Origin of the sequence: Clostridium sp. JN-9 (assembly GCF_004103695.1) — a bacterium.
GTDB lineage: Bacteria > Bacillota > Clostridia > Clostridiales > Clostridiaceae > JN-9.
This window is the reverse complement of the sequence record NZ_CP035280.1, coordinates 1,329,302-1,348,221: the sequence shown is the minus strand read 5'-3', so window position 1 is coordinate 1,348,221 and position 18,920 is coordinate 1,329,302. Positions and strand designations below refer to the sequence as shown.

The 18,920-nt window shown below is 34.4% G+C and carries 15 protein-coding genes; 3 read left to right on the top strand and 12 right to left on the bottom strand.

The window, feature by feature from the left end:
• Positions 1 to 154: 154 nt before the first annotated feature.
• Together EQM05_RS06425 and EQM05_RS06420 are read left to right on the top strand one after the other, a co-directional pair.
• On the top strand, positions 155 to 1,546 hold the full coding sequence (locus tag EQM05_RS06425) for an ISNCY family transposase (RefSeq protein ID WP_243108031.1): 1,392 nt from the start codon (positions 155 to 157) through the stop codon (positions 1,544 to 1,546).
• A 242-nt stretch (positions 1,547 to 1,788) separates the two neighbouring features.
• Positions 1,789 to 2,700: a cation diffusion facilitator family transporter gene (locus tag EQM05_RS06420; RefSeq protein ID WP_128749258.1), complete on the top strand. Its 912-nt coding sequence runs from the start codon at positions 1,789 to 1,791 to the stop codon at positions 2,698 to 2,700.
• Between the two features lie 126 nt (positions 2,701 to 2,826).
• Here EQM05_RS06420 and EQM05_RS06415 read toward each other — a convergent pair whose 3' ends face one another.
• The 4 genes from EQM05_RS06415 to ftsH form a co-directional block, all read right to left on the bottom strand.
• Positions 2,827 to 3,027: a cold-shock protein gene (locus EQM05_RS06415; protein WP_128749257.1), complete on the bottom strand. Its 201-nt coding sequence runs from the start codon at positions 3,025 to 3,027 to the stop codon at positions 2,827 to 2,829.
• A 252-nt stretch (positions 3,028 to 3,279) separates the two neighbouring features.
• Complete coding sequence (locus EQM05_RS06410; RefSeq protein WP_128749256.1) at positions 3,280 to 3,795, bottom strand: hypothetical protein; 516 nt, start codon at positions 3,793 to 3,795, stop codon at positions 3,280 to 3,282.
• 161 nt (positions 3,796 to 3,956) lie between these two features.
• A complete protein-coding gene (locus EQM05_RS06405) occupies positions 3,957 to 4,526 on the bottom strand; it encodes a nitroreductase (RefSeq protein ID WP_128749255.1) in 570 nt (189 codons plus the stop codon).
• Positions 4,527 to 4,559: 33 nt separating this feature from the next.
• Positions 4,560 to 6,377, bottom strand: coding sequence for an ATP-dependent zinc metalloprotease FtsH (gene ftsH, locus EQM05_RS06400; RefSeq protein ID WP_128749254.1), 1,818 nt, complete (start codon positions 6,375 to 6,377; stop codon positions 4,560 to 4,562).
• Between the two features lie 147 nt (positions 6,378 to 6,524).
• Here ftsH and EQM05_RS06395 point away from each other — a divergent pair, with 147 nt between their 5' ends.
• Complete coding sequence (locus EQM05_RS06395) at positions 6,525 to 7,694, top strand: iron-containing alcohol dehydrogenase (RefSeq protein ID WP_128749253.1); 1,170 nt, start codon at positions 6,525 to 6,527, stop codon at positions 7,692 to 7,694.
• A gap of 80 nt (positions 7,695 to 7,774) precedes the next feature.
• Here EQM05_RS06395 and EQM05_RS06390 read toward each other — a convergent pair whose 3' ends face one another.
• From EQM05_RS06390 to EQM05_RS06355, 8 genes are all read right to left on the bottom strand, one after another.
• Positions 7,775 to 9,190, bottom strand: a complete 1,416-nt coding sequence (locus tag EQM05_RS06390; RefSeq protein WP_128749252.1) for an FAD-linked oxidase C-terminal domain-containing protein — start codon at positions 9,188 to 9,190, stop codon at positions 7,775 to 7,777.
• A gap of 33 nt (positions 9,191 to 9,223) precedes the next feature.
• Positions 9,224 to 10,432, bottom strand: coding sequence for an electron transfer flavoprotein subunit alpha (locus EQM05_RS06385; RefSeq protein WP_128749251.1), 1,209 nt, complete (start codon positions 10,430 to 10,432; stop codon positions 9,224 to 9,226).
• Positions 10,433 to 10,465: 33 nt separating this feature from the next.
• Positions 10,466 to 11,254 carry an electron transfer flavoprotein subunit beta/FixA family protein gene (locus EQM05_RS06380; RefSeq protein ID WP_128749250.1) on the bottom strand — a complete coding sequence of 263 codons (789 nt, stop codon included), beginning with the start codon at positions 11,252 to 11,254 and terminating at the stop codon, positions 10,466 to 10,468.
• Positions 11,255 to 11,290: 36 nt separating this feature from the next.
• A complete protein-coding gene (gene larA / locus EQM05_RS06375) occupies positions 11,291 to 12,565 on the bottom strand; it encodes a nickel-dependent lactate racemase (protein WP_128749249.1) in 1,275 nt (424 codons plus the stop codon).
• Between the two features lie 33 nt (positions 12,566 to 12,598).
• Positions 12,599 to 14,107, bottom strand: a complete 1,509-nt coding sequence (locus EQM05_RS06370; RefSeq protein ID WP_128749248.1) for an L-lactate permease — start codon at positions 14,105 to 14,107, stop codon at positions 12,599 to 12,601.
• A 336-nt stretch (positions 14,108 to 14,443) separates the two neighbouring features.
• On the bottom strand, positions 14,444 to 15,394 hold the full coding sequence (locus EQM05_RS06365; RefSeq protein ID WP_243108140.1) for a ComEC/Rec2 family competence protein: 951 nt from the start codon (positions 15,392 to 15,394) through the stop codon (positions 14,444 to 14,446).
• 91 nt (positions 15,395 to 15,485) lie between these two features.
• A complete protein-coding gene (locus EQM05_RS06360; protein ID WP_128749247.1) occupies positions 15,486 to 17,159 on the bottom strand; it encodes an alpha-glucosidase in 1,674 nt (557 codons plus the stop codon).
• Between the two features lie 32 nt (positions 17,160 to 17,191).
• Entirely contained in the window at positions 17,192 to 18,880 is a 1,689-nt protein-coding gene (locus EQM05_RS06355; protein WP_205694178.1) for a glycoside hydrolase family 66 protein, read from the bottom strand.
• Between the last annotated feature and the right edge of the window lie 40 nt (positions 18,881 to 18,920).

Sequence of the window (18,920 nt, the reverse complement as noted above, 5' to 3'; positions counted from 1 at the left end):
TATAGCATTAATTGAATAAAGTCAATATTTTTATAGAATAATCTGGTATTACTATGATTGATTTATGATAATGTCTTAATATACCACATATGATTATGTCCCAAATGCAAAAAATATAGTATAATGATACCTCAAGAGAATTGAGGTGGACATAATGAGAAAGGTAAATTTAACTATGAAAGAAAATGATAAATATACAACTATAAAGAAATTGGTCGAAACAAATGGAAACAAGAAGAGGGCATCCCTTTATCTAAGCTGCTCTATTAGACATATTAATAGAATGATCAAAGGATATCAGGAACAGGGAAAGGCTTATTTTATTCATGGTAATCATGGGAGAAAACCAGTCCATACACTTGATGATGAGACAAGACAATTAATTATTGACCTTTATCGTACCAAATACTCTGATGCTAATCTCACCCACTATTCTGAGTTATTAGAGAAGCATGAGCATATCAAAGTATCCATTAGCACCATCCGTTCAATCCTTATGCAGGAATTCATCCTGTCTCCTAAGGCTAAGCGTGCTACAAGGAAAAAGGTTAAAGCTCAATTAGAGGAATTGAAGAATGTAGCCAAATCTCCAAAAGAGGTTTCTAACATTCAGAATGCAATTATTGCAGCTGAAGATGCACACCCGAGGCGCCCTAGATGTGCTTACATAGGTGAGATGCTCCAGATGGATGCTTCACAGCATCTTTGGTTCGGTAAGAATAAAACCCAATTACACATTGCTGTAGATGATGCTACAGGTGCTATTATGGGAGCTTATTTTGACTCACAAGAGACCCTAAACGGGTATTACCATGTGTTACACCAGGTACTCACGGAACACGGTATCCCTTATATGTTATTTACAGATAGACGTACTGTATTTGAATACAAAAAGAAAAAGTCCCCTTCAGTTGAAGAGGATACTTTCACTCAGTTTAGCTATGCCTGTAAACAGTTAGGCATAGGAATTAAGACAAGCAGTGTTGCCCAAGCTAAAGGGCGCGTAGAAAGAATGTTTCAGACGTTACAATCACGCCTCCCTTTAGAAATGAGGCTAGCTTGTATCAGCACAATTGAGCAAGCAAATGAATTCTTAAACTCATACATAAAAGAATTCAATGCCCAGTTTGCTTTACCAGTTGATAATATCAAATCTGTCTTTGAAAAACAACTAGATATTGAAAAAATAAATTTAACACTTGCCGTATTAACCAGTAGGAAGGTTGATAACGGAAGCTGCATCAAATTCAAGAAAAGTTATTACCTCCCTATGGATTGTAATGGATATGCTGTACATTACCGAAAAGGTACTTCAGGTATGGTAATTCAAGCCTTTGATGGTGGAATGTTCTTTTGTGTTGATGAAAAGGTATATGCTCTAGATCTATTACCAGAACATGAACTTACATCAAAAAGCTTTGACCTTGCAGCTCCTGCGGGGCAACCAAAAAAACGTTATATTCCTCCAATGAGTCATCCTTGGAAACAAGCTTCTTTTGAACGTTATCTTAAAAAGCAGAAACATAGGCAGGAAAATATAGCATAAAAGTAAATGCCATAATATTACTATTCCTCCTTTTAAGTATAAAACTCAGAAGGCTTATTAAGCATACCCAAAATCCAGGAAAGCCTCATTATTTATTTTAGAAGTAAAACCTAACTAAAAAGCACCAGAAAACTGGTGCTAATGTTTTAAATATTTTGGGACATTTTCAAAAATGCTTGACAGTGTATAAAATTATATTTTTTATCAAATGATAATAGAACCATCTTATGGAGGAGATTCCAATGAACAGTAAGACAAAAGTTGCAAGACTTTCTATAGCATCAAATTCAGTATTGCTTTTAATGAAATTTGCGGTTGGCATAACCACAGGTTCTGTAAGCATAATATCAGAGGCCATTCATTCAACAATGGATTTAGCAGCATCAGTAATAGCCTTTTTTTCTGTAAAGATTTCTTCAAGACCTGCTGATGCTAATCATCCATATGGCCATGGAAAGGTTGAAAATATTTCCGGAGTAATAGAAGCTTTATTAATTTTTGCAGCTGCCATACTTATAATAGAAGGATCCATTAAGAAAATTTTGCATCCTGGTGAAGAAGCTGGGTCATTTGCAATAGGATTTATAGTAATGTTCATTTCTGCAGCAATAAATTTTTGGGTTTCAAATAAATTATATAAAATAGCTAAGCATGAGGATTCCATAGCTCTTGAAGCAGATGCTCTTCACCTTAAAACTGATGTATACACAGCTTTAGGCGTTGGACTAGGACTACTTTTAATCTGGATAACAAAGCTTAATATTTTAGACCCTATAGTTGCAATACTAGTGGCTTTATTTATTTTAAAGGAATCCTATGAACTTTTAAAATCAGCCTTTAATCCTTTATTGGATGTTAAACTTTCAGATGAGGATATAAATGTTATAGAGCATGTAATAGCTAAGTACAACAGTGTATACTGCGACTTTCATGACCTTAGAACAAGAAAATCAGGCAGTACATATTATATTGATTTACATCTGGTTGTGCCTGAGAATATGTCTGTGAAAGCAGCTCATGATATATGTGATGAAATAGAAATTAATCTTCAAAATTCATTTAAGGATACAGAGGTAATGATTCATCTTGAATCCTGTACAAATCACTGTAAAACATGTAAATATTCAAACAAAAGTGGCTGCAAAGAATCGTAAATAAATTCTGATATAAAACATGAGGACATATAGATATATAGTTATCTTCTTAACTTCTTATTATTCTAATTTTAAGCAAATAAATACCCCTTAAATAATTCATTATTTAAGGGGTAAATGTTTTTCTTATTTTACAGCAGTAATATTTTCTGCCTGTGGTCCTTTTGGTCCATTAACTACTTCATAAGAAACCTTCTGGCCTTCTTCAAGTGATTTATAACCTTCTAACTTTATTTGTGAATAATGTGCGAACACATCATTTCCATCCTCACCTGTGATAAATCCGTATCCTTTTTGAGCATTGAACCATTTTACTGTACCATTCATTAATTGTGTACCTCCAAAATCTTTTTTTTCTTAAACTCATTGTAATAATTCAGCAATAAAATTTCGAAATCAGAACATTATTTTAATAAAGAACTAATTAAAATATATTTGTTTAAATTATTTACGATTTATTTAAGCATTAATTAAGTATACTACTATTTTTCAAGTAAAGCAAATCATAAAAGCATAAAATTTTTAATTTATCTCTAAATCTTTTAAAGGTAAGCAGATTATAGCTGCTCACCTCTAATTTTACTGCTTTATTTGTTTATTTTGCCCCATATTCTGTTGTCCCTGCTGATCCATTTGTCCAAACTGACCATATTGCTGATTCATTTGCCCTTGCTGACCCATTTGAGTTAATTGATGCTGAGCCTGATCTATTATCTGGTTCATTTGGTTAAGAACCTGATTTGATAAAATCTGCTGGTTAGCCTGATTTAATGAATTAAGTGCATGCTGAACAGATTGCTGCAGCTGCTGCTGGGATTGCTGCTGCTGCTGCTGGGCCTGCTTCCTAAAATTATCTATCTGCTGCAAAAGCTGGTTTGCTGTCTGCTGGCTTTGCTGCCCCTGCTGATTTTGCTGTGCCTGCTGGTTTTGCATGCCCTGGCTCTGATTTGAAGATAATGCAGTTGATTTAAGCTGATTCAATGTGTTCTCCATTTCATTAAGCTGAACTTTAAGGCTGCCCAGTTCCTCACCTATCTCTACATCATTACTTTTTGTATATATGCTTTCCAGAACCTTTTTATTTTTTTCGTCCAATACAACCACTCCTTTAATAAAATAAATGTGACACACAATTATATTTCGCAGTTCTCATTATATTTATTCCTTTATTTTTTAACATAATTTTTGAATAATTATTAAAAAATATATATAAAAAAACTGGAGCGATACTAATAATAATATCACTCCAGTTTCTTCTATTCTATCCACTTAGTCAATTCATCAGCAGGTGTTTTGTGAGGGGGCTTTTTATCCATATCAGCGTATCCAAGATATACAAATGCTAATACTTCATCTTTATCCTTCAGCCCAAAAAACTCCTTCATTTTAGGTGAGTAGCAGGCTTTCCCAGTCTTCCAGTAGGCTGCCAGGCCCATTCCGTGAGCTGCAAGCAGCATATTTTCAACAGCTGCATAAACAGCTCCAAGCTCTTCAAGTCTTATTACCTTTTCATTCTCAGTAACCTCTGCTGCCACTGCAATTATAACAGGAGCCCTAAAAGGTTTATTCCTTTCCTTCTGAAGTTTTTTCTTACCTTCTTCACTGTCTGGATCCCCTATAGACTGAATGGCTATTTCCTCCAGAACCTTTGAAAGCTTCTCTCTCCCATCACCACTTATAACAAAGAATCTCCAGGGTTCAGTAAGATATCTGTTAGGTGCCCAGGTTCCAGCCTGAATTATGTCTTTAATTAATTCCTTTGGCACCTCTACATCCTTAACTTTACCTATAGATCTTCTGGTTTTAATTGCTTCTATAACCTCCAATATATTCACCTTCCATCATAAAATTATATATATTTATTTAGAAAGAATCTCCATAAATTCTTCACCTGTTATAGTTTCTTTTTCCATAAGATAATGTGCCAGTTCATGTAGTTTACCAATATTATCTTTTAGGATATTCATAGCTTTTTCATGGGCTTTTCTGATTATTTCAAGTACCTCAGTATCAATTTTAGATGCAGTTTCAGCTGAACACATAAGTGAAGTATCACCGCCCAGATATGGATTATTTACAGTTTCCAATGCCATCATATCAAAGCTTTTACTCATTCCAAGTCGGGTTACCATGGCTCTGGCAAATTTTGTAGCCTGTTCAATATCATTGGAAGCACCTGATGTAAAGTTCCCAAAAATAAGTTCCTCAGCTGCACGACCACCTGTAAATGTGGTAATTTTATTAAATGCCTCTTCTTTTGTCATGAGTACATGTTCACTTTCTTCCACCTGCATGGTATAACCTAGTGCTCCTGATGTTCTTGGTATAATTGTAATTTTATGCACTGGGGCCGAATTGGTCTGTTTTGCTGCAACCATAGCATGTCCTATTTCATGATATGAAATAATTTCTTTTTCCCTTTGTGAAATAACAGCACCCTTACGCTGATATCCTGCAATTATAACTTCAACGCTTTCCTCTAAATCTGTTTGATTTACAAGGGCACGACCATTTCTAACTGCACTTAGCGCACCTTCATTTATCATGTTGGCAAGCTCTGCACCTGAAGCACCTGATGTTGATCTTGCTATAGCATTAAAGTCTATATCAGGTTCCATTTTAACTTTTTTAGCATGGACCTTTAATATGGCTTCACGTCCTTTTAAATCAGGAAGCTCAACAGGAATTCTTCTGTCAAAACGTCCTGGTCTTAATAATGCTTTATCCAAGGTGTCTGGTCTGTTTGTTGCTGCAAGAATAACAACACCTTTAGTTCCATCAAATCCGTCCATTTCAGTAAGCAGCTGGTTTAGCGTCTGCTCACGTTCATCGTTGCCTCCTATACCACCACTATCACGTTTTTTACCAATTGTATCAATTTCATCTATAAACACTATACATGGTGCCTTAGCAGCTGCTTCCTTGAATAAGTCCCTAACCTTTGCTGCACCCATTCCAACAAACATTTCAACAAATTCTGAACCTGAAATCGAGAAAAAAGGAACCTTTGCTTCTCCTGCTACTGCCCTTGCCAGAAGAGTTTTACCTGTTCCTGGAGGTCCAACAAGCAGAGCACCCTTTGGCAGCTTTGCTCCAATTTCTGAGTACTTCATAGGATTATGAAGAAAATCAATTATCTCAGTTAGAGCATCTTTAGCCTCATCTTGACCTGCCACATCTGCAAAAGTTACTCCTGTCTGATTCTCTACATATACTTTTGCATTGGCCTTACCAAAAGACATAAAGTTATTTCCATTCATTTTCTTTCCTATTCTTCCGGCAAATAATTGTCCTATTCCAACAAATAGGAATATTGGAAGAACCCAGTTAAAAATAAAATTAACCAATGGGGAATTTTCCTTAGGTATAGTTTTGGAATACTGTGCTCCCGAATTTTTAAGTCTGTTTACCAAATCAGGATCATTCATGGCTCCAGTAACATATATGGCATCTTTACCACTGCTGTCCTTTGCCTCAAACCTTATTTGGTTGTCCTGAACATCAACTTTGCTTACTTCTTTCTTATCAACTTTAGACAAAAATGTTCCATAGTCCACTTGTGTAACCTCTTGATTTGTAAACCATGGAACTATTACAGAGTTAAGCATCAATGTAATTATAAGCACCGCCACATAGTAAACTACTATGGACTTTGGTGGTTTTTTTTGTTCTTTCATAAAACTTCTCCTTTTGTATTTTAAAGAATATAAATATGTTATAAACTTATATTATTAATAATATTTTAACATCATGTAAAAAACAAGTTATAGTGTATATATAGATTATAATATAGGTAAAAGTAATTATCAATAAGGGGTGGTTATATGCAAAACTTTACATTTATAAGTCCAACTAAAATAATATTTGGAAAAGATACTGAAAGCCTTTTAGGTAATGAGGTAAAACAGTACAGCAGCAATGTTCTTCTTTGTTATGGAGGAGGCAGCATTAAAAAAACCGGTGTTTATGATAAAGTTATTAATTCTTTAAAGCATAGCAATGTTAATTATACTGAACTTTCAGGTATAAGGCCTAATCCTCGTTTAAGCCTTGTATATCAGGGTATAAAGCTGTGCCGTGAAAATAACATTAACTTTATTATTGGTGTGGGAGGAGGCAGCGTAATAGATACTGCAAAGGCTATTGCTGTAGGTGTGCCTTATAATGGAGATGTATGGGATTTTTATACTGGAAAGCAGGAGGTAACTAAAGCTCTTCCTGTTGGAGACATATTAACTATACCAGCTACAGGAACAGAAGCCAGCAATAGTTCTGTTATAACAAATGAACAGGGATTATTTAAAAAAGGTATTAACTCTGATCTTATAAGGCCTGTTTTTTCAATTCTTAATCCAGAGCTTACATTTACACTTCCAGCTTATCAGACTGCCTGCGGTGCCTGTGATATGATGGCTCATATTATGGAAAGATATTTTACAAATGAACCAAATGTTGATTTAACAGACAGACTTTCTGAAGCTGCATTAAAAACTATTATTAACAACACTCCTTTGGTATTAAAAAATCCTAAGGATTATAATGCCAGAGCCGAAATTATGTGGGCAGGCACTTTGGCACATAATGGACTTATGGGTACTGGAAGAGTTGAAGACTGGGCATCTCATAAGATTGAACATGAATTAAGTGCCATATATGATATTGCTCATGGTGCCGGACTTTCAATAATATTCCCAGCATGGATGAAATATGTATATAAGCACAATATAAAAAGATTTGTTCAGTTCGCAGTAAGAGTATGGGATGTAAATTTATCTTTCGACAATGAGGAAGCAATTGCACTGGAAGGAATAAGAAGAATTACAGAATTCTTTAAAAACATAGGTCTTCCTGTAACATTAACTGATGCAGGCATTCCACAGGACAGAATTGAAGAAATGGCAGACAAATGCACATCTTCAGACACAAACACCTTGGGAAACTTTGTCACACTGCATAAACAGGATATTATTAACATATACAAGATGGCTAAATAATAAATATGGCATAATTTCTATGAAACAAAAAAGCTGCGGTATTAGCATATTTTGAACTAATGCCGCAGCATATATTTTTATTATTCACAAACCTTGCCTGGGTTTAATATATTTTTAGGATCAAATGCTAATTTAATATTTCTCATTAATTCAATGTAATCTTTACCATACTGCTCAAACAAATATGGTTTCTTAGCATATCCTATTCCATGCTCTCCTGATACCAAGCCTTTTAGTTCAACAGATTTTTTGTACATGCATTCAAATATATCAGATATCTTCTTTTCCCATTCTTCTTTGGAAAGTTCATCCCTTAATACATATACATGAAGATTTCCATCACCAGCATGTCCAAAACTTCTTATTCTAATGTTAAATTGTTTTTGAAGTTCATTTGTATATTTAACAAACTCTGCAACTTTGTTTCTTGGAACAACAACGTCGCATTCATCCATTTCAGTTGTAGAAGCTTTAACTGCTTCAAGGAATGCACCTCTTGCTGACCATACTGCTTCCTTTCTTTCATCTGTATCACTTATATATACATCCAAAGCTCCTTCTTCAAGACATATTTTAGCAACTTTATCATAATCTTTTTCTATATCTTCTTTGCTGTTGCCGTCAAAGGTAAGAAGTAAATATGCATCAGATGAATTATCAGGGAACTTCTTTCCAAGGAATTCTTCAGCAGCAAGTATAACCTCTCTCTGCATAAATTCTATAGCTGTTGGTATGGATTTTGATTTTATAATCTTAGGAACAGTATTTATGGCCTTATCCAAATCAGGAAATGGAATAAGGAGGCTTATAGATTTCTTTGGAAGAGGCAAAAGCTTAAGTATTGCTTTTGTAACTATTCCTAGTGTTCCCTCCGATCCGCAGATTAAATCCTTTATGCTGTAACCAGAGCTGTTTTTTACTACTTTTCCTCCAACTTCTATAACCTTTCCTGTTGGTAGTACTACTGTAAGGCCTCTTACATAATCTCTTGTAACTCCATATTTTACTGCTCTCATACCACCTGCATTGGTGTTGATATTTCCGCCTATTGTAGCAGATTTTTCACCTGGATCAGGCGGATAGAATAAATCATGTTCTTCTACATATTTTCCTATGTCCATTAGAAGTACTCCCGGCTCTAATGTCAATGTGAGATTTTCCTCATCTATTTCAAGTATTCTATTCATTTTCGACATATTAATCATTATTCCGCCCTGAAGAGGAACTGATGCCCCAACAAGGCCTGTTCCTGATCCTCTTGCCACAACTGGAATATTGTTTTCATAAGCATAAGTCATAATTTTTGAAACTTCTTCTGTACTTAATACGTCCACCAGTACTTCAGGCTTTCTGCTTATGCCTCCTAATTCATCGTGGCTGAAATCATCATTTATATTTTCACCTGTGTATACCCTGTCTTCACCTAATAAGTCTATTAAAAATTTTACATCTTTCTCATCTAATTTTTTATATTCATTACTGCAAGTGCATGCCATTTTTAAAACCTCCAAACTATATTTATAATAATATTAAGCTGCTCCAAGTCCCTTTCCTTCTTTTATATTATTTATAAGTTTTGGTATTATTTCATATATGTCTCCAACTATTCCATAGTGGGCAATATTGAAAATTGGTGCCTTTGGATCCTTATTTATGGACACTATGCAGTCAGAATTGTTCATGCCTGCTGCAAATTGAACAGCTCCTGATATTCCGCAGGTTATAATTAATTTAGGTTTTACTGTTCTTCCGCTTAATCCTATTTGCTTTTTAGCATCTGCCCAGCCTGCTTCTATTAATGGTCTTGTGGTGGCTATCTGAGCTCCAAGCAGATCTGCTAATTCTCTTATCATATCCATATCCTTTTCATTTTTTAAGCCTCTTCCAACTGCAACTATTACATCTGCATCTGAAATGCTTGGTTCTGCCACCTTTTTGGTTACCTTTACAACATTTATATTTGATGCTAATTTATTTCTGTCTACATCTGCAATTGTAATTTTTCCTGATGCTTCATCTGATCTCTCTGGTGCATTCATAACCTTGTATCTCACAGTTGCAAGCTGAGGTCTGTGGTTTGGATTTAAAATTTGTGCCATTATATTACCGCCAAAGGCAGGTCTTATCTGAACCAAATCTGTATTTTCCTTCATATCAAGTACTGTACAATCTGCTGTTAATCCAGTTCTGAATCTTGCTGCTATTCTTGGTGCTAATGATCTTCCTACTGTTGTTGCACCTACAAGTAATGTTGATGGTTTGACTTTATTTATAAAATCCTCTACAGCTGCTGCATAAGGCTCTATTCTAAAGTCCTTTAATTCCGCGTAGTCATATACAAAAACTTCATCTACTCCATAGTGCAGTAATTCCTCTGCTTTGTGTTTAATGTTATATCCCACAAATACTGCATATATCGGATGATTTATTTTTGCTGCCAGCTCCCTTGCCTTTCCTATTAATTCATAAGTTACTGGATGTATATTTCCTTCTACATGATCTACGTATACAGATACACCTTTCCACAGGCTTTTATCTATTTGAGGTTCTGCTTCTTCTTCCACAAACTGCATTACACCTGCAGGTCCTTTTCTCACACAAAGCTTGCACATTTTGCAGCCTGCATTTATTTCTAATTTTCCGCCTTTATCTTCCAATGCCCCAAATGGACATATTTTAACTAATTCTTCTATTACTGAAGGAGTTACTTTCTCCTGATTTACAACTAATTTACCCACAATAATTTCCTCCTAACTTTTTTATACTATAAGTTATATAAATTTAAGCTCTTTAAGTTTAGCAGCTAACTTATCTGAAAGCTCTTCTCCGGTTCCTGTCCACATTTCCTTATCTGTATTAACTGCTGGTGGAAATATTCTTTCAACCTGTGTTGGGGATCCATTTAAGCCATATCTCTTTTCATTTTGATCCTGTAAATCCTTAAAGCTTAATATTTTTATTTCTCTATCTTTAGTTTCAAGCTTTTTTCTATAGGATGGAAGTCTTGGCTGGAATATGTCCTTGTCCACTGTTAAAAGACATGGAAATTTAATTTCAGCTACTTCTATTGTATTTGGCATATCCATTTCTACTACAAGTCCATTTTTCTTTATATCTTCAATTTTTATAACATTAGCTATATGTGGTATTCCTAAATATTCTGCCATTTCTGGTCCTACCTGTGCTGTATCTCCGTCAGTTGTCTGCTTTCCGCATAGTATTAAATCCACATTTCCCATTTGTTTAACACCCTGTGATATTGTATATGATGTTGCTAAAACATCTGCTCCACCAAATTTTCTATCTGAAAGAAGTACTCCTTCATCTGCTCCCATCATGTAAGCTTCTTTTATTACATCCAGGGCCTGAGGTGGTCCCATGCTTATTACTTTAACTGTTCCACCTTCTTTTTCCCTTAATCTAAGTGCAGTTTCAAGAGCATATAGATCATAAGGATTCATTTTTGAGTCTACTCCATCTCTTTTTAATACTCCTGTTAATGGATCCACTTCTACTTTTGAAGTTCCTGGAACCTGTTTAATACATACTAAAATATCCATGTTTCTACCTCCAACTTATATTTATAAAATAGAATTTTATCTCACTATAACTGAAACACCATCTGGAATAACTACTACCTTAGCATCATTTCCTTTAATTTCATAAGCTCTTTTCAAAGCCTGCTGAAAGGTAAATGCATGTTCCATATGCATACTCTTTATCATTTCAGGATCACACATATCTGTTACCAGGATTACTGTAAATTTATCAAGCATTCTTGCAAGTATTTGAAATTCCCATTGATCTGGAACAGTTTCATTTCTTGGAACCTTTTCTATTCTATCCAAAAGCTCCCTTGGTGATTTAGCCTTGGACAAATTATCATAAAATGATTGTCCGCCATGTCCATCATTGCAGGCAGATACCATTATGATAACTCCCCCATCTTTACATGTAGCTTCTGCTGCAGTCATTCCCTTTACTGACTGATAAATATTCTGATCCAGTGGATATCCTCCATTAGTTGAAACTACAATATCTGCAGGAATTTTATCTACCTTTGACAGTTCATTTACAAACTCACATCCCTTTTCATGAGCCTTTTCTCTATGTCCTGCAAATGCTTTTATAACCTTCTTTTTACTGTCAATAACCACATTTAATATGAAGGCAAGATTTGCCTTTTCTGCCGCATAAAGCATATCTCTGTGTATTGGGTTATCCTTTAATATCCCTGTCCTTGCATTGGGACTTCCTATAAATTCGCTGCAGTGGTTAGCCATAACTGTTTTTGCAGATGCAATTCCTGGAAGTACGCTCTTTCTTCCACCTGAAAAGCCTGCAAAGAAATGAGCTTCTATAAATCCTTCTGCTATTAATAATTCTGTTTCTACAGCCAGTTTATTAATTATAAGCTCTCCTCCTGATGGAAGAGTTCCGAGCTTAACCATAGCTTTATCATCAAATGCATTGTGAACTATAATCTTTTCATTTTTTACTATTTCTTCTCCAAATTTGTTTACAAGCTCATCATGAGTTGTAGCTCTGTGAAAACCTGTTGCTATTAATATGGTAATATCAATTTCAGGATTAACTGATCTTATTCTTCTAAGTAATATAGGCATTGTAACCTTGCTTGGCACCGGCCTTGTGTGATCACTGGTTATAATAACCATGTTCTTTTTGCCTTTGACTAATTCTTCAAGGCTCTTACTTCCTATAGGATTGTCCAGTGCTTCCTCCACAAGCTGTTCCTGGGTTTTACTTACTTTATACTCCTCAGCTCTTGACTCCAGTATTCCAGCTAAATTTTTGTCATCAATTTCTATTTCAATTTTTTGTTTATAATATGGTATTTTAATCTTTGCCATTTGAATTCCCCCTATGACAATTTATATTAAAGGCTAAAAGCCAAATATTGGTCCCATAAAGAATGCAATAACACCTAAAACCAACACATATATTATGCAGAATTTTAATGTAGCATTTAGTATCTTTCCTTCAGCTCCTACAAGTCCTGTGGCCGCTGTTGCAACTGCTATACTTTGAGGTGATATCATTTTACCTGCTGTAGCTCCCCCTGTATTTGCTGCTGCCAGCCAGTAAGGATTTAATCCTAATGATTTAGCTGCCTCTACCTGAAGAGAACCAAATAATATATTAGCCGAAGTATCACTGCCTGTAACAAATGTTCCTATAGCACCTATTATTGGTGCAATTAAAGGATAGTAATGTCCGGTGACAGCTACTAAAACAACTGCTATGGATTTTATCATTCCGCTGTAGCTCATTATTTTTGCAAGTGCTACAATTGAAATTATGGTAATTGCAGTTTTGCTCATCTGTTTTGCAGTGTTTCCTAAAACCTTAATAATTTCTCCAAATTTTGCTCCTTGTATAAGTCCTCCTAAAATTCCTGCAATTATAATTAATGTACCTGGATTATTAATCCATACAAAAGTATATGGATGATATATTTTTACAGTGGTACTGATTTTTGATAAGCTCTTGCTTACTGTTGGGAATAATGAGCTTGTAAATATGATTATTGCAAAAACCAGTATAAATGGTACCCATGCCATAAATGCTTTTTTTGCCGGGATTTTTTCTGCATTTTTAGCTGCTTTGTCTTTATGAAATATTTTAGCCCATCCTATTGTTACTGCCAGACATATTACTGATCCAAGTATTGCAGGAAGTTCAGCCCCTAAATATTTGGCTGCTATTACTTCTGGAATTGCAAAGGATAATCCTGATACTAAAGCTATTCCAAATACACCTTTTATGGCTTTAACTCCTTTTCCTGTCAGCATTACTAAAATTATTGGAACGATTACAATAAGTGCTGCCAGCTGAAGACCAACAGCATAACTTAGTGTGGTTGGATCAAGGTTTGTAAGCTTTGCCAGTGTTGATACTGGAAGTCCTATAGCACCAAAGGCTGTAGGCGTTGTATTTGCTATTAAACATATTACTGCTGCAAAAATAGGATCAAATCCTAAAGCTGCCATTATACTTGCTGGAATTGCAACTGCTGTTCCAAATCCTGCAATGGCTTCCAGGAAGCCTCCGAATCCCCATGCTAATATTAAAACTAATATTCTCTGGTCAGTTGTAATACCAGTCATCATCTGCTTAATTACATCCATGCTTTTTGTGTGAATTGAAAGATTATAAATAAATACTGCTGCAACAATTACAATGATAATTGGCCATAATGCACTGGCAGCTCCCTCAATTCCTGCCTTAAATGCATCCACAAATGGCATTTTCCAAACTATAACTGCCAATAAAAACGTTATCACTAAGGTAACTGCTGTTGCCTTATGCCCTGGTGTTTTAATCACACCTAAGGAAATCATCAGCCAGACTACAGGTATTAAAGCAATAAAGAACAATAAGTACATATTCATAATAAACCTCCTAATCTCCATTATTATGTATCATGTATATTTAAGTAATTCTTTATATATAATTAAAATACTTGACTTGGTAGTATGGTCAGACCACTTATTTATTGTCTTTAGTTTACCACTATTATCTTTAAATTTCTATAATAGTTATATAGTTAACATGGCATAACAAGCCAGTTCATCATTATGTAAAGGTTGTAATCACAACGTTTACATGCAAATCTTAAATTTCAGAATTTTTTTTATTTTCTTCTATAACACTGTTTTTGTATATTAAAAGGTTATTAATTTAACATAGTCCAATGTAGCCTGGTTACATTCGACTATTATCGGGTGCTACCTGGTTACATTCGACCATTTTATGTTTTTTCCGTCACTTTCAGCCACAATAGTTCCACTTTTGTCAGTACGGTAAACAGTAATATTCATTCTCTTTAGTCTATCCATTGTTTCTTTATGAGGATGACCATAATCATTATTTACTCCGCAGCTTATAACTGCATATTTTGGATTCACTTTGTCAAGGAAATTCTGAGATGTTGATGTGTGGCTTCCATGGTGCCCCACTTTTAGAACATCTGCGCTTAAATCAAAGCCTTTATTAATCATATCCCTTTCATTTGATGACTGGGCATCACCAGTGAATAAGAATTTATTACTTCCAAAAGTAACTTTAATTACTATGGAATATGTATTTAAATCTCCGCTGATTGTTTTTGCAGGGCCTAAAATATCACATGCAGCCTGGCCCAGATTAAAGTTTGTCCCCGGCACTGGTACAGTTGCCTTTAGTCCTTTGGCATTCATGGCTTTTACCACATCCCTAAAGGTTGCAGTATTGGCTGTTACCTTAGGCATATAAATGCTGCCTATATCAAATGTTTTAATTACTGCATCTGCACCCCCTATATGATCTTCATGAGGATGAGTTAATACCAAATAGTCTATTTTTTTTATATTCTGGCTTCTAAGATAACTTATTAATGAGCTTGTTGAAGCATTTGTTCCTGCATCTATAAGCATATTTTTATCACCTTGCTGCACCAGTATGCTATCACCTTGTCCCACATTTATATAATGCACTTTTAGTTTTCCATTTACTGAAGATGCATTTGAAGGGCTGCTGTTATTTTCGGAACCTTTTTCAGCCGTAGATTCGTTTATCCCATTACCAGATTCATTTGATACATTATTAGAGATAGCCGGCTGGGAACACCCCGCTGCAAATACCATAACAAGAACTGTAATTATTACTGTGAAAATTCTTTTCCATATCTTTTGTTTCATGTATTGTTGCCTCCTTTTCTAATAAACATATTATATATTATATAGCAAAAAGCATTCAATCAAAATATAATGAATGCTTTTTATTATGCCTTTACTTAAGCATATAAACTCTGGCCTCATAAGGTCTTAGTTTAATATTATTAAAATTATTATTTTGGACTTCATAATTGCTTATTAACAATTCATTTTTTTTATATTTAATATTCTCAGGCACATTAAATTCAACCTGCTTATCAAAGAAATTAAGTATCACCAAAAGTGTATCATCAGCATAGCTTCTTGTATAAGCAAATATATTTTCGTCATCTCTAAGAAGCAGATTAACATCACCATATACTATTACTTCATGTTCTTTTCTAAGTTTAATAAGCTTTTGATAATAATAGAATATAGAATTTGTATCTTTTAGTGAATCTTCTACATTTATATTATTATAGTTTGGATTTATCTTTATCCATGGTTTGCCCTTGGTAAAGCCTGCACCCTCTGAAGAATCCCACTGCATGGGGGTTCTTGCATTATCCCTGCCCTTAGCAAAAATTGAGTTCATTATAGCTTCTTTTGATATACCCTGCTGTGATTTTTCTTTGTACATATTTATTATTTCAATATCCTTGTAATCAGATAAATCTTCAAATTTTACATTAGTCATGCCTATTTCTTCACCTTGATAAATATATGGAGTTCCCTGCCATGTGTGCAGGAAAGTTGCAAGCATTTTAGCTGATTCTACTCTGTACTCCTTATCATTGCCAAACCTTGATACCATCCTTGGCTGATCATGATTATTAAGGAAAAGAGAGTTCCATCCTTTTTCTTTTAAGCTGTCATACCATTTATACATTATATCCTTAAATGTAGTTAACTTCCAAGGTTTCAGATCCCATTTGTCAGTGCCTGAATCTATATCCATAAGTTCAAACTGAAATATCATGTTTAGTTCATTTCTATCATCATCTACATAAAGCTTTGCGGTTTCCGGGTCAACGCCTGGAGCTTCACCTACTGTAAAAATATCATAATTACTCAAAACTTTTTTATTCATTTCCTGTAAAAACTCATGTATTCTTGGTCCATTGGCAAATAAAGGATATCCATTACCATAGAGTTCATTTTCATTTTTTTTACCATCTGGAAGCCCTGGGGTCTTAGAAATAAGGTTGATTACATCCATTCTGAAGCCGTCTATTCCCTTCTCAAACCAATAATTCATCATATCATAAACTTCATTTCTTACTTTTTCATTTTCCCAATTTAAATCAGGCTGTTTTTCGGAAAAAAGATGAAGATAATATTGGCCGGTGAGATCATCATATTTCCATGCAGGTCCGCTGAAGAATGATGCCCAGTTATTGGGAGCCATTTTATCATTACCATCCTTCCAGATATAATAATCTCTGTAGGGATTGTTTATGGAGCTTTTGCTTTCAATAAACCATTTATGCTCATCGGAAGTATGGTTTACTACTAAGTCCATTACCAGCTTAAGCCCCCTGCTGTGGATTTCTTTAAGCATTTTATCAAAATCCTGCATTGTTCCAAATTCATCCATAATATTCATGTAATCACTTACATCATAACCATTATCATCATTTGGAGATTTGTAAATTGGACACAGCCAGATAATATCAGCTCCTAATTCCTTTATATAGTCCAATTTTTCAATAATTCCTTTTATGTCACCTATACCATCTCCATTAGAATCCTTAAAGCTTCTAGGATAAATCTGATATACAACTCCTTCTTTCCACCATGCTTTATTCATATTTTTATTCCTTTCTTGCAAAAAAATTTAATTTAGTAAACCAAATAAACTAAATCCCAAATTTCTAAAATTGGAATTTTAAATTTTATTTTTCTTCCCTGATCAGTATCTTCATATTCAAAATTCAGCTTTACAGGAGTTCCTTGTTCAAAATCAGGAGAGCACAAATAAACAGCTTTTATTTCATTACAGGTAAGTAAAGATATCACTATATCCTTTACTTTGCAAGGTGATTTTTCCTTGGCTGAATTCCAATTCATATTATCCACACCTACAAAATTAACCAGATTAATAATTTTATACCCTGGTTTTTCTTTAATTAATGTCCATATACTGTTGGCTTCAGCCTTTGGTGAAGCTTTTTCCCCAGAAATTATATACTCACCATTTATTCCTCCTGTGTTAACCATGGTAGTATCTATAATATTAAAATCATAGAGAAGTTCTTCAAATTTTACAATAAAATCATAATAGCTTCTCAGCTTTTTCTTAAAGCTTTCACTGCTGACTTTCCTATATTTAGGATAATATGCATCACAAAGTATTCCATTGTTTTCCCCTAATAAAAGGTGAAATCCACCGCTGGCAAAGATAGATGCCATTGTTAAAAGGGCTGCATTTTCAGCCTGCTCTTCTATAGTATTAGTTTCCTTTAAAAAAGGCTTCATGTAAGCTGCTAAAATCACCTGTTTGTCCGGGGTTAATTTCTTTGCATTGGAAATAAGATTGTACAAATCTCCATATGTATCGTTAGGCGGCCATACCTCAATATAAACTGCATCTTCTTCTGCTTTTGATACAGTTTCCACAGGCCAGTTATTTACAGCATTAAATATTAAGCTTACCTTTTTCCCCTTTCCTTCAATATAACTTCGGGTATCGTTAATTAAATTAGGAAAATCTTCTCTTAAATTTCTAACTGTATTAATTCCATTTGCTTTGATGACTGCTTCTTTAGGAAACCCGTATTGATCCATATGAATGCCATCAAATCCAAATTTAACAGCATTATAAAACTCATGAATTATGTGTTCATGCCATTTGCTTTCCCTTGATATGTCCATTAAATATAGAAAGCCAGAAAAATCCATTGCTTCACCGTTATTTTTATAAAGTGCAGAATCCTTGTTTTTCTCATAAAACTCAGGTGATGATGCATATACTGCAGCATATCCCATTGCTTCCATATTGTATTTATGAGCCAGATTAATCTTTTCACTTACAGTTCTCAAACTAAGTTTTCTTCCTAGAGCATCGGTAAATTCATCTGAAGGAGGAATTAAATCATCATGTCTGTACATCCAGTCATAATACTGCACTACATTTAAATGATATTTATTCATTTCTTTCAAATCTTCTTTATCATCAAAATCTTCTTTTGAAAACTCTGCCAGAAATCCATACCTGGGTGCATACTTCCATGAATCTAAAATATCAAATGCAGTACAGCATTGATGAACTTTTTCATCTTTATTATAAAGTTCTATTTTAACTCCATAGCCGCACAGCATTTCTTTTGGATTATCTATACATAACTGAATTTTAACTATATTCTCCCATGGACTTATAATTTTGTACCTGACCAGAATATTTTTGTGAAGATTGAACACACTACACTTTATTTTACTTTCTGAGATTATATTTTCAACTTCTACAATTATTTCTACTTTTTCGCCTTTTTTATACTGAGCCTTTGATGGATATACATCTTTAATTCTCAATACAATCCCTCCTTTTGCCATAATTCAGGTGCTGCCTGGT